This window comes from Variovorax stachyos (genome assembly GCF_051400855.1).
GTDB lineage: Bacteria > Pseudomonadota > Gammaproteobacteria > Burkholderiales > Burkholderiaceae_C > Variovorax.
Genome location: NZ_JBLFFN010000011.1, coordinates 22,701 through 43,906, shown reverse-complemented (window position 1 = coordinate 43,906; position 21,206 = coordinate 22,701). Strand labels below are relative to the sequence as shown.

At 67.9% G+C, this 21,206-nt stretch carries 23 protein-coding genes; 7 read left to right on the top strand and 16 right to left on the bottom strand.

Going from position 1 to position 21,206, the window contains the following annotated elements:
• Positions 1 to 195: 195 nt before the first annotated feature.
• The 11 genes from ACMGEZ_RS19545 to ACMGEZ_RS19495 all read right to left on the bottom strand — a co-directional run bounded on the left by ACMGEZ_RS19545 (position 196) and on the right by ACMGEZ_RS19495 (position 10,115).
• Positions 196 to 657, bottom strand: coding sequence for a helix-turn-helix domain-containing protein (locus tag ACMGEZ_RS19545; protein ID WP_436823936.1), 462 nt, complete (start codon positions 655 to 657; stop codon positions 196 to 198).
• Positions 658 to 665: 8 nt separating this feature from the next.
• On the bottom strand, positions 666 to 1,097 hold the full coding sequence (locus ACMGEZ_RS19540) for a hypothetical protein (protein ID WP_436823935.1): 432 nt from the start codon (positions 1,095 to 1,097) through the stop codon (positions 666 to 668).
• Entirely contained in the window at positions 1,090 to 1,791 is a 702-nt protein-coding gene (locus tag ACMGEZ_RS19535; RefSeq protein ID WP_436823934.1) for an ABC transporter ATP-binding protein, read from the bottom strand. Before ACMGEZ_RS19535 ends, ACMGEZ_RS19540 begins: the two co-directional genes overlap by 8 nt.
• A gap of 1 nt (position 1,792) precedes the next feature.
• A complete protein-coding gene (locus ACMGEZ_RS19530) occupies positions 1,793 to 2,539 on the bottom strand; it encodes an ABC transporter ATP-binding protein (protein ID WP_436823933.1) in 747 nt (248 codons plus the stop codon).
• Positions 2,536 to 3,492, bottom strand: a complete 957-nt coding sequence (locus ACMGEZ_RS19525; RefSeq protein ID WP_436823932.1) for a branched-chain amino acid ABC transporter permease — start codon at positions 3,490 to 3,492, stop codon at positions 2,536 to 2,538. The genes ACMGEZ_RS19530 and ACMGEZ_RS19525 overlap by 4 nt, the downstream gene beginning before the upstream one ends.
• A 1-nt stretch (position 3,493) precedes the next feature.
• Entirely contained in the window at positions 3,494 to 4,366 is an 873-nt protein-coding gene (locus tag ACMGEZ_RS19520; protein WP_436823931.1) for a branched-chain amino acid ABC transporter permease, read from the bottom strand.
• Positions 4,367 to 4,401: 35 nt separating this feature from the next.
• Positions 4,402 to 5,577 (bottom strand): ABC transporter substrate-binding protein, encoded by a 1,176-nt coding sequence (locus tag ACMGEZ_RS19515; protein WP_436823930.1) that lies wholly within the window; start codon positions 5,575 to 5,577, stop codon positions 4,402 to 4,404.
• Between the two features lie 2 nt (positions 5,578 to 5,579).
• Positions 5,580 to 6,377 (bottom strand): alpha/beta fold hydrolase, encoded by a 798-nt coding sequence (locus ACMGEZ_RS19510; RefSeq protein WP_436823929.1) that lies wholly within the window; start codon positions 6,375 to 6,377, stop codon positions 5,580 to 5,582.
• On the bottom strand, positions 6,374 to 7,924 hold the full coding sequence (locus tag ACMGEZ_RS19505; RefSeq protein ID WP_436823928.1) for a benzoate-CoA ligase family protein: 1,551 nt from the start codon (positions 7,922 to 7,924) through the stop codon (positions 6,374 to 6,376). The genes ACMGEZ_RS19510 and ACMGEZ_RS19505 overlap by 4 nt, the downstream gene beginning before the upstream one ends.
• A gap of 45 nt (positions 7,925 to 7,969) precedes the next feature.
• Positions 7,970 to 9,532, bottom strand: coding sequence for a 3,4-dehydroadipyl-CoA semialdehyde dehydrogenase (locus ACMGEZ_RS19500; RefSeq protein WP_436823927.1), 1,563 nt, complete (start codon positions 9,530 to 9,532; stop codon positions 7,970 to 7,972).
• Positions 9,533 to 9,650: 118 nt separating this feature from the next.
• Positions 9,651 to 10,115, bottom strand: coding sequence for a 4-hydroxylaminobenzoate lyase (locus ACMGEZ_RS19495; protein WP_436824071.1), 465 nt, complete (start codon positions 10,113 to 10,115; stop codon positions 9,651 to 9,653).
• Between the two features lie 174 nt (positions 10,116 to 10,289).
• On the opposite strand from ACMGEZ_RS19495, the gene ACMGEZ_RS19490 reads away from it, so the two are divergent.
• The 5 genes from ACMGEZ_RS19490 to ACMGEZ_RS19470 all read left to right on the top strand — a co-directional run bounded on the left by ACMGEZ_RS19490 (position 10,290) and on the right by ACMGEZ_RS19470 (position 16,354).
• Positions 10,290 to 11,216, top strand: a complete 927-nt coding sequence (locus ACMGEZ_RS19490; protein WP_436823926.1) for a helix-turn-helix transcriptional regulator — start codon at positions 10,290 to 10,292, stop codon at positions 11,214 to 11,216.
• Positions 11,217 to 11,364: 148 nt separating this feature from the next.
• The gene (boxC, locus tag ACMGEZ_RS19485; protein WP_436823925.1) at positions 11,365 to 13,035 is read left to right on the top strand and encodes a 2,3-epoxybenzoyl-CoA dihydrolase; all 1,671 of its coding nucleotides are present in this window, start codon (positions 11,365 to 11,367) and stop codon (positions 13,033 to 13,035) included.
• A 26-nt stretch (positions 13,036 to 13,061) separates the two neighbouring features.
• On the top strand, positions 13,062 to 14,489 hold the full coding sequence (boxB, locus tag ACMGEZ_RS19480; protein ID WP_436823924.1) for a benzoyl-CoA 2,3-epoxidase subunit BoxB: 1,428 nt from the start codon (positions 13,062 to 13,064) through the stop codon (positions 14,487 to 14,489).
• A gap of 121 nt (positions 14,490 to 14,610) precedes the next feature.
• On the top strand, positions 14,611 to 15,894 hold the full coding sequence (gene boxA / locus ACMGEZ_RS19475; RefSeq protein WP_436823923.1) for a benzoyl-CoA 2,3-epoxidase subunit BoxA: 1,284 nt from the start codon (positions 14,611 to 14,613) through the stop codon (positions 15,892 to 15,894).
• Between the two features lie 10 nt (positions 15,895 to 15,904).
• Positions 15,905 to 16,354: a MaoC family dehydratase gene (locus ACMGEZ_RS19470; RefSeq protein WP_436823922.1), complete on the top strand. Its 450-nt coding sequence runs from the start codon at positions 15,905 to 15,907 to the stop codon at positions 16,352 to 16,354.
• Positions 16,355 to 16,759: 405 nt separating this feature from the next.
• Here ACMGEZ_RS19470 and ACMGEZ_RS19465 read toward each other — a convergent pair whose 3' ends face one another.
• On the bottom strand, positions 16,760 to 17,119 hold the full coding sequence (locus ACMGEZ_RS19465) for a helix-turn-helix domain-containing protein (RefSeq protein ID WP_436824070.1): 360 nt from the start codon (positions 17,117 to 17,119) through the stop codon (positions 16,760 to 16,762).
• Between the two features lie 306 nt (positions 17,120 to 17,425).
• On the opposite strand from ACMGEZ_RS19465, the gene ACMGEZ_RS19460 reads away from it, so the two are divergent.
• Positions 17,426 to 17,962, top strand: a complete 537-nt coding sequence (locus tag ACMGEZ_RS19460) for a helix-turn-helix domain-containing protein (RefSeq protein ID WP_436823921.1) — start codon at positions 17,426 to 17,428, stop codon at positions 17,960 to 17,962.
• A gap of 125 nt (positions 17,963 to 18,087) precedes the next feature.
• On the opposite strand, the gene ACMGEZ_RS19455 is transcribed toward ACMGEZ_RS19460, so the two are convergent.
• On the bottom strand, positions 18,088 to 18,210 hold the full coding sequence (locus tag ACMGEZ_RS19455; RefSeq protein WP_436823920.1) for a hypothetical protein: 123 nt from the start codon (positions 18,208 to 18,210) through the stop codon (positions 18,088 to 18,090).
• A 381-nt stretch (positions 18,211 to 18,591) separates the two neighbouring features.
• On the opposite strand from ACMGEZ_RS19455, the gene ACMGEZ_RS19450 reads away from it, so the two are divergent.
• Positions 18,592 to 18,795, top strand: coding sequence for a hypothetical protein (locus tag ACMGEZ_RS19450; RefSeq protein ID WP_436823919.1), 204 nt, complete (start codon positions 18,592 to 18,594; stop codon positions 18,793 to 18,795).
• Between the two features lie 6 nt (positions 18,796 to 18,801).
• Here ACMGEZ_RS19450 and ACMGEZ_RS19445 read toward each other — a convergent pair whose 3' ends face one another.
• The 3 genes from ACMGEZ_RS19445 to ACMGEZ_RS19435 are packed head-to-tail and all read right to left on the bottom strand — an operon-like array spanning position 18,802 to position 21,127.
• Positions 18,802 to 19,689, bottom strand: a complete 888-nt coding sequence (locus tag ACMGEZ_RS19445) for a DMT family transporter (RefSeq protein ID WP_436823918.1) — start codon at positions 19,687 to 19,689, stop codon at positions 18,802 to 18,804.
• Positions 19,682 to 20,512, bottom strand: a complete 831-nt coding sequence (locus tag ACMGEZ_RS19440) for a DUF2182 domain-containing protein (RefSeq protein ID WP_436823917.1) — start codon at positions 20,510 to 20,512, stop codon at positions 19,682 to 19,684. The genes ACMGEZ_RS19445 and ACMGEZ_RS19440 overlap by 8 nt, the downstream gene beginning before the upstream one ends.
• A 12-nt stretch (positions 20,513 to 20,524) precedes the next feature.
• Entirely contained in the window at positions 20,525 to 21,127 is a 603-nt protein-coding gene (locus ACMGEZ_RS19435; protein ID WP_436823916.1) for a DUF1326 domain-containing protein, read from the bottom strand.
• Between the last annotated feature and the right edge of the window lie 79 nt (positions 21,128 to 21,206).

Below are 21,206 nucleotides of genomic sequence, written 5' to 3'. Positions count from 1 at the left end.
CGAAGGAAGCCGCTGCCGCGGCGCGCAAGCGCCTCGGCGATGGCGGGATCATGAGAGGGGAAGGGCATCGCAGCATGGTGTGTGTCTCCTGTGTTGTCATCGCGGCTTCGAGGCCACGGGCGGAGACGATAGGCAGGACGCGGCTGCCGGTCTGTCGAAAAGCTGCGGGGCGCTATCGGGATGCTGCTGCTGCGCTCAGTGGCTGCGCAACCGGCCGGGCGTCGTGCCGGTGTGGCGGCGGAATACTTCGGTGAAATGCGCCTGGCTCGAGAAGCCCAGGCCGAAGGCGATGTCGGCGATGGAACGCTCGCTCGCCGTGCGCAGGAGGCGCAGCGCCTCGTCGACGCGCTGTTGCTGCACGTAGCGATGTGGCGAGAGTTCGAAGGAGGTCTTGAAGGCGCGGGCGAAATGGTAGGGACTCAGTGCCGCCTGCTCGGCGAGGCGTGAAACGCTGAGGTCCTCGCCCAGGTGTGCGGCAATGAAGTCGATCACCCGTGCCCGCTGGGTCGGCGACAGGCCGGTCGGGGGCTGCGGCGATGCAGCACCGCCACCGCCATGGCGCTCTCGCAGGATGCCCAGCATGGCGATCGACAGGCCTTCCACATACAGGGTGCCGGTGCTTGCCGCGCCCAGCCTGGCCTCGCGCAACAGCGCCATGCCAAGGCTCACCACCCGTCGAACACCTCGTGCCGCGTCTCGATGCGCAGATCGGCCGCCTCCCCGTGCAGCAATGCACTGATGGTGGCGGGGGGAAATTGCAGCGCGATGCATTCGCCGCTCACGCCCTCCCACCGCGCATGCTCGATCTCGTAGCCGGTCTCGTAGAGCTCCACCATGCTCGGGCAGGTGGAGAGCATGCGATCGGCGCCGGCGCGGCGATACCAGCGGCGGCCGCGGCCCGAGGTCGCGATCAGCACCGTGGGGTTGTCGGCGTACTTGGGGCCGCTCTCGGCGCGTGCCGGAATCTCCAGCAGCGCGGTCGGAATGCCGCGCCATTCGTCGCGCGTTCGTGCCACCGGCTCGCCGGCCGCGTTGCGCACGAGCGCCACGTCGTCGCAGAAGCTGCGGCGCCGCGGTGCCCGCGCGGCGTCATACACCGAGCAGTTCCTCCAACACCTTCGGCTCTGCAAGCAGGCCCGCCGAAGGCCCCTGCCGCACGATCTTTCCCTTCTCCATCACCACCGCCTGCTCGGTGTGCCCCAGCACCTTCCGCCAGTCCCGATCCACGATCAGCGTCGCGATCCCGGTGGCGCGGATATCCGCAATCACCCGCCAGATCTCCGCCACGATCAGCGGCGCCAGCCCTTCTGTCGCCTCGTCCAGGATCAGCAACCGCGGATTCGTCATCAACGCCCGCCCGATCGACAGCATCTGCTGCTCCCCACCCGACAGCTGCTGCCCGCCATGCGACAGCCGCTCCGTCAGCCGCGGGAACGTGTGCATGACCCGATCGAAGGTCCACTCCCGCTTCCCATCGAGCCCGGCCCGCGCACTCATCACCAGGTTCTCCCGCACCGAGAGGTTCGGAAAGATCCCCCGCCCTTCGGGCACATACCCGATGCCGCGCCGCGCCATCTTCTCCGGCGCCCAGCCGGTGACGTCATCACCATCCAGCTTCACCCGCCCCGAGGCCGGCCGCACATAGCCCATCAAAGACCGGATCAGCGTCGTCTTCCCCATCCCATTGCGCCCCAGCAACCCCATGGAGGTCGCCGAGGGCAGCGAGACATCCACGCCCCGCAGGATGTGGCTGTCGCCGTAGTAGGTGTTGAGCCCTTCGATCTGCAGCATCTCAGTGTTCCTCGCCCAGATAGGCCGTACGCACTTCGGGATTCACGCGAATCGAAGCCGGGTCGCCTGTCGCAATCACGGTCCCGTTGACCATCACCGTGATGCGATCCGCAATGCGGAACACCGCATCCATGTCGTGCTCCACCAGCAGGATGGCGTGCGTGGCCTTGAGGTTGCTCAGAAGGCCCAGCATGCGCTCGGTCTCCTCCGCACCCATGCCCGCCAGCGGCTCGTCGAGCAGCAGCACGCGCGGCTTGGTGGCCAGGCACATCGCGACCTCGAGCTGGCGCTTGGCACCGTGGCTCAGCGTGCCGGCGATGCGGCCGGCCACGGCGCTCAGGCCCGCGGCCTCCAGGGCCTCGCGCGCGGCGCCATTGCTGTAGGCGCAGCTCTCCGACGATTCCCAGATCGCCCACGGCTTCGGCGCTGCGGCCTGCGCCGCGAGGCGGCAGTTCTCCAGCACGGTGAATTCCGGAAAGATCGTGGTGCGCTGGTAGCTGCGGCCCACGCCGGCGAGTGCGCGGCGGAACTGCGCGCGCCTGGTGATTTCCTCCCCGTCGAGCGTGATGCGGCCGTCGGAGGCCTCGATCTCGCCCGAGAGCATGTTGATCAGCGTGGACTTGCCCGCGCCGTTGGTGCCGATCACCGCATGCACTTCGCCGCGGTGCAGGTCCAGCGTCACCTTGTTGACCGCGACCAGGCCGCCGAAGCGGCGCGTCAGCGTCTCGACTTCCAGCAGTTTCGTCATGCTGCAGCCTCCTTCTTCGGCATGACGCGCACACGCAGCCCGACGATGCCCTTGGGCAGTAGGGCGACGAAGGCGATGATGGCCAGGCCCAGCGTCAATTGCCAGTGGTCGGCCAGCGGGCCGACGATGGCGTGGGTGGACAGCAGCTCCTTCAGCAGCGTGAAGGCCACCGCCCCGATGACCGCGCCGCGCAGGTGGCCGAGGCCGCCGAGGATGATCATCAGCAGCACCTCGCCGGAGTTGTGCCAGGCCAGCAGCTCGGGGTTGACCACGCCGTCGCGCGAGGCGACGAGAAAGCCCGCCAAGCCGGCCAGCGCGCCGGCGATGACGAAGGCCGCGAGCTTGTACCCATACACCGGAAAACCCGCCGCGCGCATGCGCTGCTCGTTGACGCGGATGCCGGCCAGCGCGGCACCGAAGCGCGAACGTCGGATCAGCGCCAGCAGCCCGTAGGTGAAGACCAGCGCGCCGAGGACGAAGTAGAACTGCACCTTGCTGTTCTCCATGTCGAGCGGGCCCAGCACCGGGCGGATGTACATGTAGATGCCGTCGCTGCCGCCGCCCACCGGGGTGTCGTGGAAGACGAAGAAGGCCATCTGCGCGAAGGCCAGCGTGACCATGATGAAGTACACGCCGCGCGTGCGCAGGCTCAGCGCGCCGGTCACCAGCGCATAGGCCGCCGCGCAGCCCATGGCCAGCGGCAGCAGCATCGCGATCGATCCGCCCTCCTTGCCCGAACCGAGCACGGTGGCATAGGCGCCGATGCCATAGAACGCCGCGTGGCCCAGGCTCACCAGGCCGGTCATGCCGACCAGCAGTTCGAGGCTGAGCGCGAAGATGGCGAGGATCATCACCTTGACCACCAGGTCGCCAAGATACGGGCCGAGGAAGGGGCCGAGCGCCGCGAGGGCGATGGCGCACAGGAGCGGCAGGTAGTAAGAAAAGCTTTTCATGTCAGGTCTTGCGCCCCATCAGGCCCTCTGGACGCCAGATCAGGATGATCGCCATCAACACATACACGCCGATGCCGCTCAGCTCGGCAAAAAATACCTTGCCGAAGGTATCGACGAAGCCCACCAGCAGCGACGCCACCAGCGCGCCGGTGATGGAGCCGATGCCGCCGATCACCACCACGACGAAGCAGATGATCAGCACGCTCGCACCCATGTTCGGATAGACCGAGGACATGGGCGCCGCGATCATCCCCGCCAGCGCGGCCAGCGCCACGCCGGCCGCAAAGACGATGCGATAGAGCCTGCGGATGTCGATGCCCAGCCCGCGCACCATGTCGCGGTTGCTGGCGCCGGCGCGGATCATCATGCCCAGGCGCGTGCGGTTGACCACGTAGTACAGCCCGATCGCGAGCACGATGCAGGCGGCCGAGGCGAAGAGCCGGTACCACGGGTAGCTCATGAGGTCGCCGAGCGCGAAGCTGCCGCTCAGCCAGGGCGGCACGGGCACGCCGTGCACGTCGTTGCCCACCAGGATCGATCGCAGCTCCTCGAAGACGAGGATCAGGCCGTACGTCATCAGCACCTGCTGCAGGTGATCGCGCTGGTAGAGATAGCTGAAGAAGGCCCACTCCAGCACGTAGCCGAAGAGCGCGGTGAGCACCACGCCCGCCAGCAGCATCACGATGAACTGGTTACCGAAGAGCGGCGCGAGCGCGAACGCCATGTACGCGCCGATCATGTAGAAGCTGCCGTGGGCGAGGTTGATCACGCCCATGATGCCGAAGATCAGCGTCAGTCCGGAGGCCACCAGGAACAACAGAAGCCCGTACTGAACCGAATTCAGGCATTGGACAAGAAAGGTACCGAAGTCCACGACAGGTCATCACTTTCAGTGTTGGAGGAAGCCGATCACATCTTGCAGCCGCGGGCCGGGTCGGCCAGGCCCTTGACGGCGACGTTGACGACCTTGTTCTCCTTGCCGTCGACCTTGCGCAGGTAGATGTCCTGCACCGGGTTGTGCGACTTGCCCATGGTGAAGGCGCCGCGCGGGCTGTCGATCTTCGCCTTCTCGATGGCGGCGGCGAAGTCGGCCTTCTTGGTGAGGTCGCCCTTGGTCGCGTTCAGGCCGATGGCCAGCATCTGCGCGGCGTCGTAGCCCTGCACCGCGTACACGTCGGGCTGCATCTTGAACATCTTGGCGTACTCGGTGCGGAACTTGTTGTCGCGCGGAGTGTTGAGGCCGTCGGCATAGTGCAGCGTGGTCAGCATGCCCTGTGCCGACTCGCCCTGCGCGTCGAGCGTGCCGTCGGTCAGGAAGCCGGGGCCGTAGAGCGGGATGTTCTTGTTCAGGCCCGCGGCCGCATAGTCCTTGACGAACTTGACCGCGCCGCCGCCCGCGAAGAACGAATACACCGCATCGGGCTTGGCCGCCGCGATCTCGGTCAGGAGCGCCTGGAACTCGACGTTGGGGAAGGGCACGGTGAGCTGCTTCAGCACCTTGCCGCCGCCCTTTTCGAAGCCTTCCTTGAAGCCGGCCACCGACTCGTCGCCGGCCGCGTACTTCCAGGTGATGGTCATGGCGGTCTTCTTGCCCTGCTTGGCCGCGACCTCGCCCATCGCGTAGGCCGGCTGCCAGTTCGAGAAGGAGCTGCGGAAGATGTTCTGCGCGCACATCGGGCCGGTCACCGCATCGGCACCGGCGTTGGGCACGATCAGCACGGTGCCGCTTTCCTTGGCGGCCTTGGCCATCGCCATGGCCACGCCGGAGTGCACGGTGCCGACGATGACGTCGACGTTGTCGCGCTTGATCAGCTTGTTGACGTTGTCGGTGGCCTTGGCCGGGTCGGACTCGTCGTCGACCTTGATGTACTCGATCTCGCGGCCGCCGAGCTTGCCGCCGTTCTCCTCGACATGGAGCTTGAAGCCGTTCTCGATGGCCGTGCCGAGCGCGGCGTAGGTGCCGCTGAAGGGCAGCATCAGGCCGACCTTGAGCTTGCCCTGCTGGGCGTGGCCCAGCGTCGCGAGGCAGGCCAGCGCGAGGGCCGTCAACGTGCTGCGGGCCAGACTTGCGGTGGGGGTGGTCATGGTTAACTCCTGTCGTCGTTGATGAATGAAACGGTCGCAACTATCGCTTTTTCGGGCTGGTCGCGATGCGGGGAATGCCCGCAGTCGGGGAGTTCCACCAATGCGGTGCCGGGCACGCGCTGGGCGATACCGCGGATCTGCGCGAGTGTGCCGTACTCGTCGTCGATGCCCTGGATGGCAAGAAGCGGGCAACGGATGCCATCGAGCTCTGCCTCGATGCTCCATTGCCTGAAAGGCGGGTGGAGCCAGATGCGGTTCCAGCCCCAGAAGGCGGAATCGACGTCGTCGTGGTAGCGGCCCAGCTTCTTCGGCAGGTCGGTTTCCAGGTAGGCCTGGCGTGCGAGCTCGATGTTGGCCACGGTCACGTCCTCCACGAAGATGTGCGGCGCCAGCACCACCAGGCCGGCCACGCGTTCGGGGAAGCGCGCCGCGTACAGCAGCGCGATCGAAGCGCCGTCGCTGTGGCCGAAGAGCCAGGGTTTCTCCTGAAGGCCGACGGCTTCGAAGAAGGCCGGCAGCACCTCGTGGGCCTGGCGGTGCATGAAGTCGACGTCCCAGGTTTCGTCCGCTGCGCGCGCCGTGGAGCGCCCGTAGCCGGGGCGCGAGAACACCAGGCCCCGAAAGCCGCCCGCGTCGCACAGGCGCTGCGGGAAGTCCTTCCACATCGCGATCGAGCCCAGGCCCTCGTGCAGGAAGACGAGGAGCGGGGCGTCGGTGCGGTCCGGGGCGATGCGCAGGTATTCGACGCGCACATCCTTCTCCCGCCAGCGGATGGCGGCGAATTCGGAATCCGTGCTCACGCCTTCTGCTCCCGCTCGCGCAGCCGAAAGCGCTGGATCTTGCCCGTGGCGGTCTTCGGCAGCTCTTCCACGAACTCGATGAAGCGCGGGTACTTGTACGGCGCGAGGCGCTCCTTCACGAAGGCCTTGAGCTCCTCTTCGCTCACCGCCTGGCCCGCCTTGCGCACCACGTAGGCCTTGGTCTTGGTCAGCCCGTCCGCGTCTTCCTTGCCGATCACCGCGGCTTCGAGCACGGCCGGGTGCTGCATCAGCGTGGCCTCGACCTCGAAGGGCGAGACGTAGATACCGCTGACCTTGAGCATGTCGTCGCTGCGGCCGGCGTAGGTGTAGTAGCCGTCGGCGTCGCGCGAGTACTTGTCGCCGCTCTTGGTCCACCCGTCGCGGAAGGTCTCGGCGCTCTTCTCGGGGTTGCCCCAGTACATCACCGCCGTGCTCGGGCCCTTGATATAGAGGTCGCCCACCTCGCCCACGCCGACGGGCTTGCCGTCCTCGCCGCGCAGCTCGATCTCATAGCCCTCGACCGGCCGGCCGGTGGTGCCGTAGCGGATGTCGCCGGGCCGGTTGGAAATGAAGATGTGCAGCATCTCGGTGGAACCGATGCCGTCGATGATCTCGCAGCCGAAATGCTGCTTGAAGCGTTGCGCCAGCTCGCCCGGCAGCGCCTCGCCGGCGGAGGAGCACATGCGCAGCGACACCTGCTCGCGGGCGGGCAGGTTGGGGGAAGCGAGCATGCCGGCGAAACCCGTGGGCGCGCCGAAGAACACCGTCGGTTTGTGCTCGCCCGTCCACCGCTTGAAGGTCGCATCGGGCGTCGGGCGCTCCGCCATCAACAGCACCGTGGCCCCCACCGAGAGCGGGAAGGTCAGCGCATTGCCCAGCCCGTAGGCGAAGTAGAGCTTGGCGGCCGAGAAGCAGACGTCGTTCTCCGTCAGCCCCAGCACCGGCTTGCCGTAGAGCTCGGCCGTCCACCACGGGTTGCCGTGCGTGTGCACCGTGCCCTTGGGCTTGCCGGTGGAGCCGGAGGAATAGAGCCAGAAGGCGTGGTCCGTCGGCGCGGTCGCCGCGGGCTCCGGCAGCGGCTCGTGCGCGGCGAGCGCCGCTTCGAATTCCTGTGCGCCTTCGGGCAGCGGGCCGGTCGGCTGGGAGACGAACAGCGCCTTCAGCGCATGCGAGCCCTTGCGCTGCGCATCCTGCAGCACGGACAGCAGCGCGCCGGAAACCAGCGCCGCCTTGGCGTCGCTGTTGGCCAGCATGTAGGCGTAGTCGTCCGAAGTCAGCAGCGTGTTGACGGCCACCGGCACGACACCGGCATAGAGGCAGCCGAGAAAGCTCACCGGCCAGTCGCTGCTGTCGAGCATCAGCAGCAGCACGCGGTCTTCGCGCTTCACGCCGGCGGCGAGCAGCGCGGCGGCGAGCCGGCGTGCGCGCTCCTCCAGCTGGCCGTAGGGCAGGGTGCCGCGGTCGTCGACATAGGCGATCTTCTGCGCGCGGCCGCGGTTGAGGGCGAACAGGTGTTCGGCGAAGTTGAATCGGGCGGGCAGGCTCATCGTGTTCTCTCCGGGTGCGGTGGTCTGGTCTCTTCCTGCGCAGGCTCAGGCCTGGGCTGCCAGGCCCAGCTGCGCCAGCACGCCGGGGCTGGCCTGCACCGCGGCGCGGCGGTGGTAGAAGTCCAGCGCGCGCAGCCCGCCCAGCTCGCCGCCGCCGCCCGCGCGGCCGGGGCCACCGTGCAGCGAGTGCGGCATCACGTTGCCGTGGCCGGTGTGGGCCTGCGCGACATCGGGCGTGATCACATGCACGCGGCCATGGCTGACGGCCAGCTGCACCGCAGCCTGGGCCAGCGCGGCCTCGTCGGCGCCATAGAGCGAGGTGACCAGCGAACCCTGGCCGCGATGCGCGAGCGCGACCGCGTGGTCGAGGTCGCGGTAGGGCAGCAGGGTGGCGACCGGGCCGAAGACCTCCACGTCGTGCACCCGCTGCGCTGCGTCGGCATCGCGCGCGCCCAGCAGCACGGGGCCGATGCAGGCCGCCACGGCGGGGTCGGCGTCGACCAGTTGCGCCTGGCTGCCGTCATGCAGCACTTCGGCCTGCGCCTTGAGTGCCTCCAGGCCCTCGCGAACCGAGTCCAGTTGTCCGCGGCTCACCAGCGAGCCCATGCGCACGCCCTCGTTGCGCGGGTTGCCGACCGTGATGCCCGCGAGCTTGGCGCCGATGGCTTCGGCCGTCGCGTCGTACAGGGCGGCCGGCACGAGGATGCGGCGGATCGCGGTGCACTTCTGGCCCGACTTGACGGTCATCTCCCGTACCACTTCGCGCACCAGCAGCTTGAAAGGCTCGCTGTCGGGCGCGGCGTCGGGCAGCAGCAGGGCCGAGTTGAGGCTGTCCGCCTCGATGTTCACGCGCACGGAGCGCTGCGCCACGGCGGCATGCGAACGGATCACCGCGCCGGTGTCGGCCGAGCCGGTGAAGGAGACCACGTCGAAGCCCTGCAACTGGTCCATCAGCCCGGCGGAACTGCCGCAGACGACCGACAGCGCGCCGGCCGGCAACACGCCGGCCTCGATCACGTCGCGCACCATGCGCTGGGTGAGCCAGGCGGTGGCGGTGGCGGGCTTCACGATCACCGGCACGCCCGAGAGCAGGGCCGGCGCCGCCTTCTCCCAAAGGCCCCAGGAGGGGAAGTTGAAGGCGTTGATGAAGAGCGCCACGCCGCGCGTCGGCAGCTGCAGGTGCTGCGACTGGAACACCGGCTCCTTGCCCAGCTTGACCGCATCGCCGTCGCGCAGCGCATGCACGTCGCCCAATGCGTCGCCCCATTTCGCGTACTGGCCCAGCGTGAAGATCGCGCCGTCGATGTCCACGGCCGAGTCGTTCTTCACCGTGCCGGAGTTGGCGGTGGCGATCTCGTAATAGGCATCGCGGTTGGCCTGCAGCACCTTCACGACCGCGGCCAGCAGCCCGGCGCGCTGCTTGTACGTCAGCGCCCGCAGGGCCGCGCCGCCGGTTTCGCGCGCGAAGCCGAAGGCCTCGGCCAAGTCCAGCCCGCCCGCATCGACGCGAACCAGCTCGGTGCCCAGCACCGGATCGAAGAGCGGCGTGCCGGCGCCGTTGCCCGCCTGCCAGCGGCCGGCGACGTAGTTGGAAAGAAGTTCGGTCATTGGGTGGACTCCGGTTTTGATCGGGGGGGCACCGCGGAACCGGCTTTGCCGGGCCGCTGGTGCCGCCCCCGGTGAGGGGTGGAGGGCTACACGAAGTGAGCCAACCTGGGGGAGAGCGTCATTTGCTGAATTGAATTTGCCCCTCGGGCAGGAGATAGAGCACCAGCGCGCGGCCCCGGGCCACGGTCGGGTGGTGCGCCGACCCGGGCGGATAGACGCACCAGCCCGCCGGCCGGCCGTCGAAGGTCGCGTCGCTTTCCAGCGGCATGATCAGGTCGACCTCGCCGTTCGGATGCGTGTGGTGCGGGCCCTTGATGTCCTTCATGTCCACCACGTCGACCGAGAAGCGGTGCAGCTCGTCGTCGGCCTTGAAGACGCGGCCGTACTTGATGCCGCCGCCCTCGCGCTCGCACAGCCAGCCTTCGGCGACACCGTCGATGCAGGCCTGTTTCAGGCGCTCGTAGCTTTCGCTGCCGACCCCGTGCACGGTGTTGAGCCAGCGGTCGAGCTCGGCATCGAGCGGGCGGCCGGCGATCTGCGAGGTCACGTCGGCGACGATCTGGTGGAAGGATTCCTTGGACATCGTGGTGCGCTCATTCATGGATGGGTGGGAAGAAACGAAACTTGCGGCAAACGGCCACGTGCAGTATCTTGCCTATGAATGAACCATAAGCACCGACACAAAAGGTGTCAAGCAATATAGTGCATATATGGTGTTTACCCGTATACGACAGGACCGCGCAGCGGAAGGAGCGACATGAATGACCGAGCCGAGGCGGTGCTGAGCGCATCCGCCGATGCGGCCCCGCCGGCCGAAGAAGCGAAGAACCCGTTGCTGGTGGCGCTGGGCGAGCGGGTGCGCAACCTGCGCGCGCGCCGGGGCCTCACGCGCAAGGCGGTGGCGCAGGCAGCCGAGGTCTCGGAGCGGCACCTGGCCAATCTCGAGTACGGCATCGGCAATGCCTCCATCCTGGTGCTGCAGCAGGTGGCGACCGCGCTGCACTGTTCGCTGGCCGAGCTGGTGGGCGACGTGACGACCAGCTCGCCCGAGTGGCTGCTGATCCGCGAGCTGCTCGAGCGCCGCGGCGAGGCCGACCTGCGGCGCGCCCGCATCGCACTGGGCGAATTGCTGGGCACCGCCGCCGGCGACCCGGCGCGGCATCGGCGCATCGCGCTGATCGGCCTGCGCGGGGCCGGCAAGTCCACGCTGGGCCAGATGCTGGCGGACGACCTCGACGTGCCCTTCATCGAGCTCAGCCGCGAGATCGAGAAGCTCGCCGGCTGCAGCGTGCGCGAGATCCACGACCTGTACGGCACCAACGCCTACCGCCGCTACGAGCGCCGCGCGCTCGAAGAGGCGATCCAGATCTACAGCGAGGTGGTGATCGCCACGCCGGGCGGCATCGTGTCCGACCCCGCCACCTTCAACGAGCTGCTGTCGCACTGCACCACGGTCTGGCTGCAGGCCGCCCCCGAGGAGCACATGGGCCGCGTCGCGGCCCAGGGCGACACCCGGCCGATGGCTGCCAGCAAGGAAGCCATGGACGACCTGCGCCGCATCCTCGCCGGCCGCGCCGCCTTCTATTCCAAGGCCGACTTGAGCGTTGACACCAGCGGGCGGGACCTGGCGCAGAGCTTCCAGGCGCTTCGGGCGGTGGTGCGGGAGACGATGAGCCGGGGTTGAAGACTGGGGTCGCGACCGCTTTATCGCGTATTTGTAAAAAAGTGGCCCGGCAACTTGACTCGCCCCCGAACATGCATCATGATGCATGTCATAGCACACGCCGAATGCACTATTGTTCATTGAACCAGGCACCCCAGGAGACCGCGACATGACCGAAACCGCTGCCCATCCCGCCCGCGTCGACTACCGCACCGACCCGACCGAATACCGCCACTGGAAGCTCAGCGTCGAGGGCTCCGTGGCCCGGCTGTCGCTGGACATCGCCGAGGACGGCGGCATCCGCCCCGGCTACAAGCTCAAGCTCAACAGCTACGACCTGGGCGTGGACATCGAGCTGCACGACGCGCTCAACCGCGTGCGCTTCGAGCATCCGCAAGTGCGCTCGGTCATCGTCACCAGCGCCAAGGACCGCATCTTCTGCTCCGGTGCCAACATCTTCATGCTGGGCGTCTCCAGCCACGCCTGGAAAGTGAACTTCTGCAAGTTCACCAACGAGACGCGCAACGGCATCGAGGACTCGTCGAAGCACTCGGGCATCAAGTTCCTGGCGGCCGTCAACGGCGCCTGCGCCGGCGGCGGCTACGAGCTGGCGCTGGCTTGCGACGAAATTCTGCTGGTCGACGACCGCTCCTCTTCCGTCTCGCTGCCCGAGGTGCCGCTGCTGGGCGTGCTGCCCGGCACCGGCGGCCTTACCCGCGTCACCGACAAGCGCCATGTGCGCCACGACCTGGCCGACATCTTCTGCACCAGCGTCGAAGGCGTGCGCGGCCAGCGCGCCGTCGAATGGCGCCTGGTCGATGCGATCGCCAAGCCGGCGCAGTTCGGCGCCGCCGTGCAGGAGCGCGCCGCCAAGCTGGCCGAGGGCAGCGACCGCCCGGCCGACGCCAAGGGCGTGACCCTGACGCGCGTCGAGCGCGAGGACGGTCCGGACAGCCTGCGCTACGAGCACGTCACGGTCGAGATCGACCGCGCCCGCCGCACCGCCACGCTCACCGTCAAGGCTCCCGCCGGCGCGCAGCCCACCGACATCGCCGGCATCGAGGCCGCGGGCGCCGCCTGGTGGCCGCTCGCGATGGCGCGCCAGCTCGACGACGCCATCCTCAACCTGCGCACCAACGAGCTCGACATCGGCACCTGGCTGCTCAAGACTGAGGGCGATGCGCAGGCCGTGCTCGCCAGCGACCAGACCCTGCTGGCGAACAAGGACCACTGGCTGGTGCGCGAGACCATCGGCGCGCTGCGCCGCACCCTGGCCCGCCTGGACGTCTCCTCGCGCAGCCTGTTCGCGCTGATCGAGCCCGGCTCCTGCTTCGCCGGCACCCTGGCCGAGCTGGCCTTCGCGGCCGACCGCGCCTACATGCTCGCCCTGCCCGATGCACCCGAGCACGCGCCCAAGCTGGTGCTGGACGAGTTCAACTTCGGCTTCTTCCCGATGGTCAACGACCAGAGCCGCCTGCAGCGTCGCTTCTACGAAGAGGCCGCGCCCCTCGAGGCTGCCCGCGCCGCCGCCGGCACGCCGCTCGATGCCGACCAGGCGCTCAAGCTCGGCCTCGTCACCGCCGCGCCCGACGACATCGACTGGGACGACGAGATCCGCATCGCCATCGAGGAGCGCGCCGCGATGTCGCCCGACGCGCTTACAGGCCTCGAGGCCAACCTGCGCTTCGCCAGCCAGGAGAACATGCTGACCCGCATCTTCGGCCGGCTCACCGCCTGGCAGAACTGGATCTTCAACCGCCCGAACGCCGTCGGCGAAAAGGGCGCTCTCAAGGTCTATGGCACCGGCGAGAAAGCCGGCTTCGACCTCAACCGCGTCTGAACGTCTGAACTTTGCAAGGAACAACGATGAGCACGATCAACTACAGCGAGAAGATCCCCAACAACGTCAACCTGAGCGAAGACCGCACGCTGCAGCGCGCGCTCGAAGGCTGGCAGCCGAACTTTATCAACTGGTGGGACGACGTCGGGCCCGAGGGCTCGACCAACTACGAGGTCTACCTGCGCACGGCCGTCAGCGTCGACCCGCAGGGCTGGGCCCAGTTCGACTACGTGAAGATGCGCGACTACCGCTGGGGCATCTTCCTGAACCCGGGCGACGCCAACCGCGAGATCCACTTCGGCGACCACAAGGGCGAGAAGGCCTGGCAGGACGTGCCCGGCGAGCACCGTGCCAACCTGCGCCGCATCATTGTCACGCAGGGTGACACCGAGCCGGCCTCGGTCGAGCAGCAGCGCCACCTGGGCCTGACCGCGCCCAGCATGTACGACCTGCGCAACCTGTTCCAGATCAACGTGGAAGAGGGCCGCCACCTGTGGGCCATGGTCTACCTGCTGCACAAGCACTTCGGCCGCGACGGCCGCGAGGAGGCCGAGGCCCTGCTGCAGCGCACCTCGGGCGACGAGAACAACCCGCGCATCCTGGGCGCCTTCAACGAGAAGACGCCGGACTGGCTGGCGTTCTTCATGTTCACCTACTTCACCGACCGCGACGGCAAGTTCCAGCTGTCGGCGCTGGCCGAGAGCGCCTTCGACCCGCTGGCGCGCACCACGAAGTTCATGCTGACCGAGGAAGCGCACCACATGTTCGTCGGCGAGAGCGGCGTGTCGCGCGTGCTCGCGCGCACCGCGCAGGTGATGAACGAGCTCAAGACCGACGACCCGCAGAAGGTGCGCGCGGCCGGCGCCATCGACCTCGGCACCATCCAGCGCTACCTGAACTTCCACTACAGCGTCACCATCGACCTGTTCGGCGCCGACCAGTCGAGCAACGCCGCCACCTTCTACAGCTCGGGCCTCAAGGGCCGTTATGAAGAAGGCAAGCGCACCGACGACCACGTGCTCAAGGGCCAGACCTACAAGGTGCTCGAAGTCCAGAACGGCCACCTGGTCGAGAAGGACGTGCCGATGCTCAATGCGCTGAACGAAGTGCTGCGCGACGACTTCATCAAGGACTCGGTGGCTGGCGTGAACCGCTGGAACAAGGTCCTGGAGAAGGCCGGCATCCCGACCCGCCTGACCGTCCCGCACAAGGCCTTCAACCGCCAGATCGGCGCGCTGGCCGGCATCAAGATGTCGCCCGACGGCCGAGTGGTGAACGAGGCCGAGTGGGCCGCGAAGAAGAGCGAGTGGCTGCCCACGCCCGAAGACTTCGCCTTCGTGGCATCGTTGATGGGCCGCGTGGTCGACCCGGGCAAGTTCGCCGGCTGGATCGCGCCGCCGGTGATGGGCATCAACCGGCAACCAGTGGATTTCGAATACGTCCGCTTCGGCTGATGGTCTTTCTCCTTCCCCTTCGGGGGAAGGCAGGGATGGGGGCACCGGACGTACCCACGACACGCACCGCGTGCCCCCACCCAACCCTCCCCCGGAAGGGGAGGGAGTTTAGGAGCACAACATGGACACGGCCACCATCCAAATCGGCGTCATCAAGCAGCACCTGATCGACCCCGAGATCTGCATCCGCTGCAACACCTGCGAGGCCACCTGCCCCGTCAACGCCATCACGCACGACGACCGCAACTACGTGGTGCGTGCCGATGTCTGCAACGGCTGCATGGCCTGTATCTCGCCCTGCCCGACGGGCTCCATCGACAACTGGCGCACCATGCCCGTGGCGCGCGCCTACTCGATCGAGGAGCAGTTCGGCTGGGACGAGCTGCCCGCCGAGCTCACGCCCGAGCAGCTGGAGGCCGAGGGCATCGCCTCGTCCGACGAGGTGGTGGTCCAAACGCAGCCCGCCGCTGCGCCGCAGCCGCCCTCCGCACCCGGCGAGGTGCCTTTCAATTCCGCGCAGTTCGGCGCCACCGTGCCGCCCTGGTCGGCCGCGCACGCCTACACCAACCTGTTCCCGCCGAAGAGCCCGACCACCGCCACCGTGGTCGGCAACTTCAATTGCACCGAGGCCGGCTACGAGAACCAGACGCACCATATCGTGCTGGACTTCGGCGCCATGCCCTTCCCGGTGCTGGAGGGCCAGTCGATCGCCATCATCCCGCCGGGCACCGACGCCAACGGCAAGCCGCACTTCGCGCGCCAGTACTCCATCGCCAGCCCGCGCAACGGCGAGCGCCCCGGCTACAACAACATCTCGCTCACGGTAAAGCGCGTGCTGCAGGACCACCAGGGCAACCCGGTGCGCGGTGTCTGCAGCAACTACGTGTGCGACCTCAAGGTGGGCGACAAGGTGCAGGTCATCGGGCCCTTCGGCACCTCCTTCCTGATGCCCAACCATCCCAAGTCGCACATCGTGATGATCTGCACCGGCACCGGCAGCGCCCCCATGCGCGCGATGACGGAATGGCGCCGGCGCCTGCGCAAGAGCGGCAAGTTCGAGAGCGGCAAGCTCATGCTCTTCTTCGGCGCGCGCACCCAGCAGGAGCTGCCCTACTTCGGTCCGCTGCAGACACTGCCTAAGGACTTCATCGACATCAACTTCGCCTTCTCGCGCACGCCCGGACAGCCCAAGCGCTACGTGCAGGACGTCATGCGCGAGCGCGCCGCCGACCTGGCTGCGTTGCTGAAGGATGGGCAGAGCCACTTCTATGTCTGCGGACTCAAGAGCATGGAAGAGGGAGTGGTGCTCGCCCTGCGCGACGTGGCAGTGGAGGCGGGTCTGGACTGGGACACGATCGGCGCTGCGCTCAAGCGCGAAGGCCGCTTGCACCTCGAGACCTACTGAGCTCGGCGCCATGAAGTTCGCCGAGTTCCACGTGGGGCAGGTCATCGAGGCCGGGCCCTATGTCGTCACCGAGGCCGAGCTGCTGCAGTTCGCGAAGGCGTACGACCCGCAGTGGTTCCACACCGATGGGGATGCGGCCGCCGCGGGTCCTTTCGGTGGACTGATCGCGAGCGGATGGCACACCGGTGGGATTGCGATGCGGCTGGTGACGGATGCGGCATTGGCCGGGTCCGAGTCTTTTGCCTCGCCGGGCTTGGCGTATGTGAAATGGCCTAACCCTGTGCGGCCGGGCGATGCGCTGCGGCTCGTCGCGGATGTGATCGAGGTGCGGCGGTCGGAGAAGCGGCCGACACTGGGCATCCTGCGCTGGCGATGGCGGCTGTTCAATCAGCGGGAGCAGCTGGCGCTGGATCTGGAGGCGACGAGCTTGTTCAAGCTCGAGGTCAGAACAAAGCCTTAACCGCGATCCACCCTGGGCGCGACCTCGATAAGACGTTCATAAGCTGACTAAGTCTCTCCAGGAGCCGGTAAGTGTTACCCCGAGTGCTCGGATTGACGTCGCTTGAACTTTCACCTGCCTGTTGTGTTGTGGCTTGCGTGACTATGATTCGCGCCACCAACCAATGAAGTGTATGCGGCGGCGGGATGCCGTTGCCACCGCAGTCGCTCTCATTGAATCGCCGCTGCGCGTCATGGCGCGCAGCGAGAAGATCAGTGGCCGAGGCCCACGCCGAGACGATCGGCGGCGCCGGGTGGCTGCTGGAGGCCCTCTGACGCCTAAAGCCGAGTAAGAAGACGACGAGAGGCCGAAGAAATGCCAGAGCGCGAGAACCGCCTGCGCTGTAAACCGGTGCGTCGCCCTGCTCTACCTGCGCCGTGCCTTGGCGGGTGGCTCGCCCAGGACGGCCTGATTCGATCGGCGAAGCGAACCGCCCATCCAGGTTGGCGGCAGCGTCTCCTTCACGCCCTCGAACAGCTTGGGCAAGGTGATCTTGAGGCAATAGCAAAGCGAAGCCAGCGTCAGCAGCGAGGGGTTGATGTGCCCGCGCTCGATCTTGGAGATGCGCGAGCGCTCAACCTCCGCATCGAAGGCCAGCTCCAGCTGCGTCATGCCCGCCTCCTCGCGGAAACGTCGCAGGTTCCTGCCGAGCGCAAGCGTGACGGCATTGGGCAGGGCGCCGCGCGCGCTGCCGGACTGCTTCTTGGTTCGCGCGCCTGCTGCCATGAGCACGCAGGCTCTCTAAATGTGCCTGTGGAGGAAACGTCTTTAACGACACATAATGCTGTGCATGTCCTCGAATGGCTTGATGCAGCCCATGTGCAATCCAAACGATCGCCTTCGCAAAAGCCGCCAGCGCCTCGGTGCGATTGGCGGGCGCCCTCGGGGCGGTGCCGTATGAAGCGGCAGGCCGCATCGCCGCTTCCGACGGCCCGGCCCCTGAGGCCGCCAGCATCGGTGCTGCGCCGCCTGCGCAACTCACCCGTGCCGCAGCCGCCTCGCAGCCGGTCAGCTTCGCGCATAGGCAGCCAGGTGCGCGCCCTGCGCGTGGCAGCCGGCGCCTCCGGTGGCGGGCTGGCTCAAAGCTCGGGCATCTCCGCCTCAATGCTCTCGCGCATCGAGCGCGGCCTCGTCTCCCCCTCGGTGGAGACCCTCGACCGCATCGCCGACGGCTTGGGCGTGCCGGTCTCGCGCTTCTTCGGTGACCAGCCCAGCCGCACGGACTTCAGCCACGTGCCCGCGGGTAAGGGCATCCTGGTGGATCGCATCGGCGCGGTGGTCGGCTACCGCTACGAGCTGCTGGGCCACCAGCTCTCGGGGAATCTGTTCGTGGAGCCCTACCTGGTCACGCTGCTGCCCGGGGCCGAGCCCTACGTGACGTTCCAACACCCGGGCGTGAAGTTCCTGTACCTGCTGGCAGGACGGGTCCGCTACCGTTACGGCAACAAGGTGGTGAGCCTGGGCGCGGGCGACTCGCTGCTGTTCGACGCCACGGCGCTGCACGGCATCGAGGCCATCGGCGAGCTGCCCGTGGCGTACCTGTCGGTGGTGTTCACGCTGCGCGACTGAAGCGGGTACAGGGCCGATGCGGGATCCATGGAGTGCGGCTTGCATTTAGCCGGGCCATCACCGGGGTGTCGGCATGCCGAACACCAAGGCCTCGTACGGCGTTGAGGGCAGCCGCGTGACGGCCCTCAGTTGGCGTCGCGCTGGCGGCGCTGGCGGCGGACTTCGCGCACAGTCTCGACGATCTCTTGGTCGATCTCGGGCGTGAGCTCCTCGGGTGCGCGCTCATGCCGCGAGCGCAGGCTCTCCATGGCCTCGCGGCGCAGTGCGCGCGCAGCATCGCCTCCACTTGGGTGCCGAGAACAACCCGGCTTGCCTGGCTTGCTGCGCCAGTGCGTCGGGCGGTTCGATCTGAACGGTAGTCATGGCGGATCTCCTTGGCTGCCCCCGCGAACACCCATGTAAATCCCGACGTGCGGGCCAGCGACTTCAACGGCGGAGCCCTTGTATCCGCCGCTGAAAGGCGAGTCGGAGCAGGAGTCACGAGCAGCCAGCCAACTTGCCGTCACGGGTACGTCCTTGCCTTCAAGGTAGCCGCCATTGACGACGAGTCCTAAGGCCGTCTAGTCACCCCGCCTGTCGGCACCAGCCAGCAATGCTGGGAATTGCTGCACCAAGTCCAGTACGTGCCCATGCTTCGAACCGCGGCCCAGCTCACGCCCACCGAACTCGATCAAGCAATCGGCCGTGACATTGGCTTCATCGAAAGCGTCGAGGCCGGCGACGTCGATCTCGTGGAGTACCCCGTGCAGCTTGCGCTCGACATTGCGCGAAGCACTCGATCTTCCGCCTGTCGACTGCTCAAGGTTCTGGAGCAGGCAAGCTGGCGCTCCTAGTCTGCGTCACGTAGACCTTGTTGGCCGCACCGCTCTCGTCTTCGCCGCCAGCACCAACCCGATCCCCCCGAGAATCGCGACCGAGCAGAGCATCAACCGCGGCGTGATCGCCTCCGACAAAAACAGCACCCCACCGAAGGCCGCAATCAGCGGCACCGACAGCTGCACCGTCGCCGCCCGCATGGCCGAGAGCCCCGGCAGCGCCGCATACCAGATCACATAGCCTATCCCCGAGGTCAGCGCGCCCGAGGCCACCGCGAGCGCGACGCCGGCCGCATCGGCGTGCGCACTGCCGGCGAGCACCAGGCTCAACGCCAATGCCATGGGCGCCGCCCGAACGAAGTTGCGCGCGGTCGCGGCCAGCGGGTCGGCCACGCCGCGCCCGCGCAGCGAATACACGCCCCAGGCCACGCCCGCGACCGCCATCAGCATCGCGCCGAGCAGCGGCGGCGCCGCCACGCCCGGTGAGACCAGGTAGACCAGGCCCGCAACCGCCAGTGCGAAGCCCGTCCACGCGAGCGGCCCGAACATCTCGCCCGCGCGCAGGCCGGCGCCGAGCATCGTCAGCTGCACCGCGCCGAACAGGATCAGCGCGCCCGTGCCGGCCGGCAGGCTGAGGTAGGCGAAGGAGAAGAAGGCGACATACGCGAACAGCATCGCCGCCGCCAGCCAGTCCGCGCGCCCGGCGGGTGCCGCTGCGGAGCGCAGGCGCATGACCAGCGCGAGCGTGAGCGCGCCCGACACCAGCCGGATGCTGCCGAAGCTGGCCGCGTCGATGCCACCTTGCTGCAGCGCCATCCGGCACAGCAGCGAGTTGGCCGCAAAGGCCAGCATCGCGGCGACGGTGAGCGCCACGACCCGCAGGCCGGGCGGGCCGTCGCGCGGCTCAGGCATGGACGACCACCACCACCGCCGCACCGGCGAGCAACGCGACGCCCAGCGGCGCACTGAGGCGCCGGCCCCACCGGAGGTTCTTCTCGACCGCCATCAGCGCCGCCAACAGCAGCATCCAGCCCAGGCTGCCTGTGCCGAGCGCGAACATCAGCAGCATCAGCGCCCAGCAGCAGCCCACGCAGAAGAGGCCGTGGTACGCGCCCAGGGCAAAGGCCTGGCGCGCCGGCGCCGGCCCGCGCCAGTGCGCCATGACGAAGCCCAACGGCGTGCGGCACTTGTCCAGGCACTGGTGCTTGAGCCGGCTGAACTGGAATGCGCCGGCCAGCCCGAGAGTGGCGGCGCCGATCAGCCAACCGTGCCACGCGAGCGTCGGCGAGCGCGCCAGCAGCGCGAGGATGAGCTCGTGCAGCCCGTGCGCCAGCAGCCCGAAGAAGCCCCACACCGCCATGTAGCCCAGGCCGAGCAGCGCCAGCAGGCGCCCGTGGTCCGGCCGCCGCGCCGTCAGGCGGTCGAACACGTCGAACAGGGGCAGGGTGGTGGGCAGCATCATGGCCGCGGTCATGAGGACCCAGGCCAGTGTGTAGAGCAGCGCCGGCACCAGCAGCTCGCCTGCGGGCAGGGCGCGGCAGAGAAATGCCGCGGGCCCCGAAGACAGCCAGTCGCCGTGCTCGAGGTAGCGCCCGTAGGGGCTGCGGGCCCACGCCCACAGCGCCAGCCAGGCGAGCGCGACGAGCCCCACGAACAGCGGCAGGAACACCCGCCGATGACGCACGGCGCCGAGGCGCGGCGGGCTCCGCCGCGCGATGCCCGCAGGGGCGTCCATCGCTTGACCGCTTCAGGCGTCGAAGACGAAGGTGCTCTGCAGCGCGTTGTGGTTCTTGATGTCGAGATCGATGCCCAACGCGGCATTCTTGGAGCGATAGACGGGCGCCTTGCCGACGAAGACCGGCGCGCCCGGCACGGTGGAGAACACGGTGTCCGACAGCACCGTCTGCTCGCCGGTTGCGCCGCGGTAGGGCTCGAGCTCGGCGTAGTAGTTGCTCCCGATCTTGAGCGTGCCCTTGCCCTCGTCCACATGAAAGCCGATGGGCGCGCGCTCCACCGACACCACCGTGCCGATCAGTTTGGCCAGGTCGGCGATCGGGCCGCCGGCCTGTCCCGTGTAGACCTTGAGCAGCGCTTCCTCCTGTGCCTTGGAGGCGTTGTCGTCCACGTAGATCGCGGCCGTCCAGTTGCCTTCCAGGATGTTGCCGGGCACGTGGGCCACGGCCGCGATGGTGTTGCCGCCGACGTCGATCCCATCGATCGTTCCGCTGTCGATGCGCCATGCGACGATGGTGTCGCAGGTGCCGTTGTCCGGGTCCTCGCCGATCCAGCAGGGGCACAGCACGTTGCAGTTGCAGACCTCGAGCAGGCGACCTTCCAGGTGATAGCTCATTCCAACCTCCGTTGAAGCTTCACTGACAGGGACCTTGTCGCCGCGGTGGGCGGCAAGAGGGGAGAGCGATGCTACGCCG

Excerpts from the sequence above, each read along its gene's own strand:
- ACMGEZ_RS19545 (WP_436823936.1), bottom strand. The coding sequence starts at position 657 with ATGGCGCTGTTGCGCGAGGCCAGGCTGGGCGCGGCAAGCACCGGCACC.
- ACMGEZ_RS19535 (WP_436823934.1), bottom strand. The coding sequence starts at position 1,791 with ATGCTGCAGATCGAAGGGCTCAACACCTACTACGGCGACAGCCACATC.
- ACMGEZ_RS19530 (WP_436823933.1), bottom strand. The coding sequence starts at position 2,539 with ATGACGAAACTGCTGGAAGTCGAGACGCTGACGCGCCGCTTCGGCGGC.
- ACMGEZ_RS19525 (WP_436823932.1), bottom strand. The coding sequence starts at position 3,492 with ATGAAAAGCTTTTCTTACTACCTGCCGCTCCTGTGCGCCATCGCCCTC.
- ACMGEZ_RS19515 (WP_436823930.1), bottom strand. The coding sequence starts at position 5,577 with ATGACCACCCCCACCGCAAGTCTGGCCCGCAGCACGTTGACGGCCCTC.
- ACMGEZ_RS19505 (WP_436823928.1), bottom strand. The coding sequence starts at position 7,924 with ATGAGCCTGCCCGCCCGATTCAACTTCGCCGAACACCTGTTCGCCCTC.
- ACMGEZ_RS19500 (WP_436823927.1), bottom strand. The coding sequence starts at position 9,532 with ATGACCGAACTTCTTTCCAACTACGTCGCCGGCCGCTGGCAGGCGGGC.
- ACMGEZ_RS19495 (WP_436824071.1), bottom strand. The coding sequence starts at position 10,115 with ATGTCCAAGGAATCCTTCCACCAGATCGTCGCCGACGTGACCTCGCAG.
- ACMGEZ_RS19490 (WP_436823926.1), top strand. The coding sequence starts at position 10,290 with ATGAATGACCGAGCCGAGGCGGTGCTGAGCGCATCCGCCGATGCGGCC.
- boxC (WP_436823925.1), top strand. The coding sequence starts at position 11,365 with ATGACCGAAACCGCTGCCCATCCCGCCCGCGTCGACTACCGCACCGAC.
- boxB (WP_436823924.1), top strand. The coding sequence starts at position 13,062 with ATGAGCACGATCAACTACAGCGAGAAGATCCCCAACAACGTCAACCTG.
- boxA (WP_436823923.1), top strand. The coding sequence starts at position 14,611 with ATGGACACGGCCACCATCCAAATCGGCGTCATCAAGCAGCACCTGATC.
- ACMGEZ_RS19470 (WP_436823922.1), top strand. The coding sequence starts at position 15,905 with ATGAAGTTCGCCGAGTTCCACGTGGGGCAGGTCATCGAGGCCGGGCCC.
- ACMGEZ_RS19465 (WP_436824070.1), bottom strand. The coding sequence starts at position 17,119 with ATGGCAGCAGGCGCGCGAACCAAGAAGCAGTCCGGCAGCGCGCGCGGC.
- ACMGEZ_RS19455 (WP_436823920.1), bottom strand. The coding sequence starts at position 18,210 with ATGGAGAGCCTGCGCTCGCGGCATGAGCGCGCACCCGAGGAGCTCACG.
- ACMGEZ_RS19450 (WP_436823919.1), top strand. The coding sequence starts at position 18,592 with ATGCTTCGAACCGCGGCCCAGCTCACGCCCACCGAACTCGATCAAGCA.
- ACMGEZ_RS19445 (WP_436823918.1), bottom strand. The coding sequence starts at position 19,689 with ATGCCTGAGCCGCGCGACGGCCCGCCCGGCCTGCGGGTCGTGGCGCTC.
- ACMGEZ_RS19440 (WP_436823917.1), bottom strand. The coding sequence starts at position 20,512 with ATGGACGCCCCTGCGGGCATCGCGCGGCGGAGCCCGCCGCGCCTCGGC.
- ACMGEZ_RS19435 (WP_436823916.1), bottom strand. The coding sequence starts at position 21,127 with ATGAGCTATCACCTGGAAGGTCGCCTGCTCGAGGTCTGCAACTGCAAC.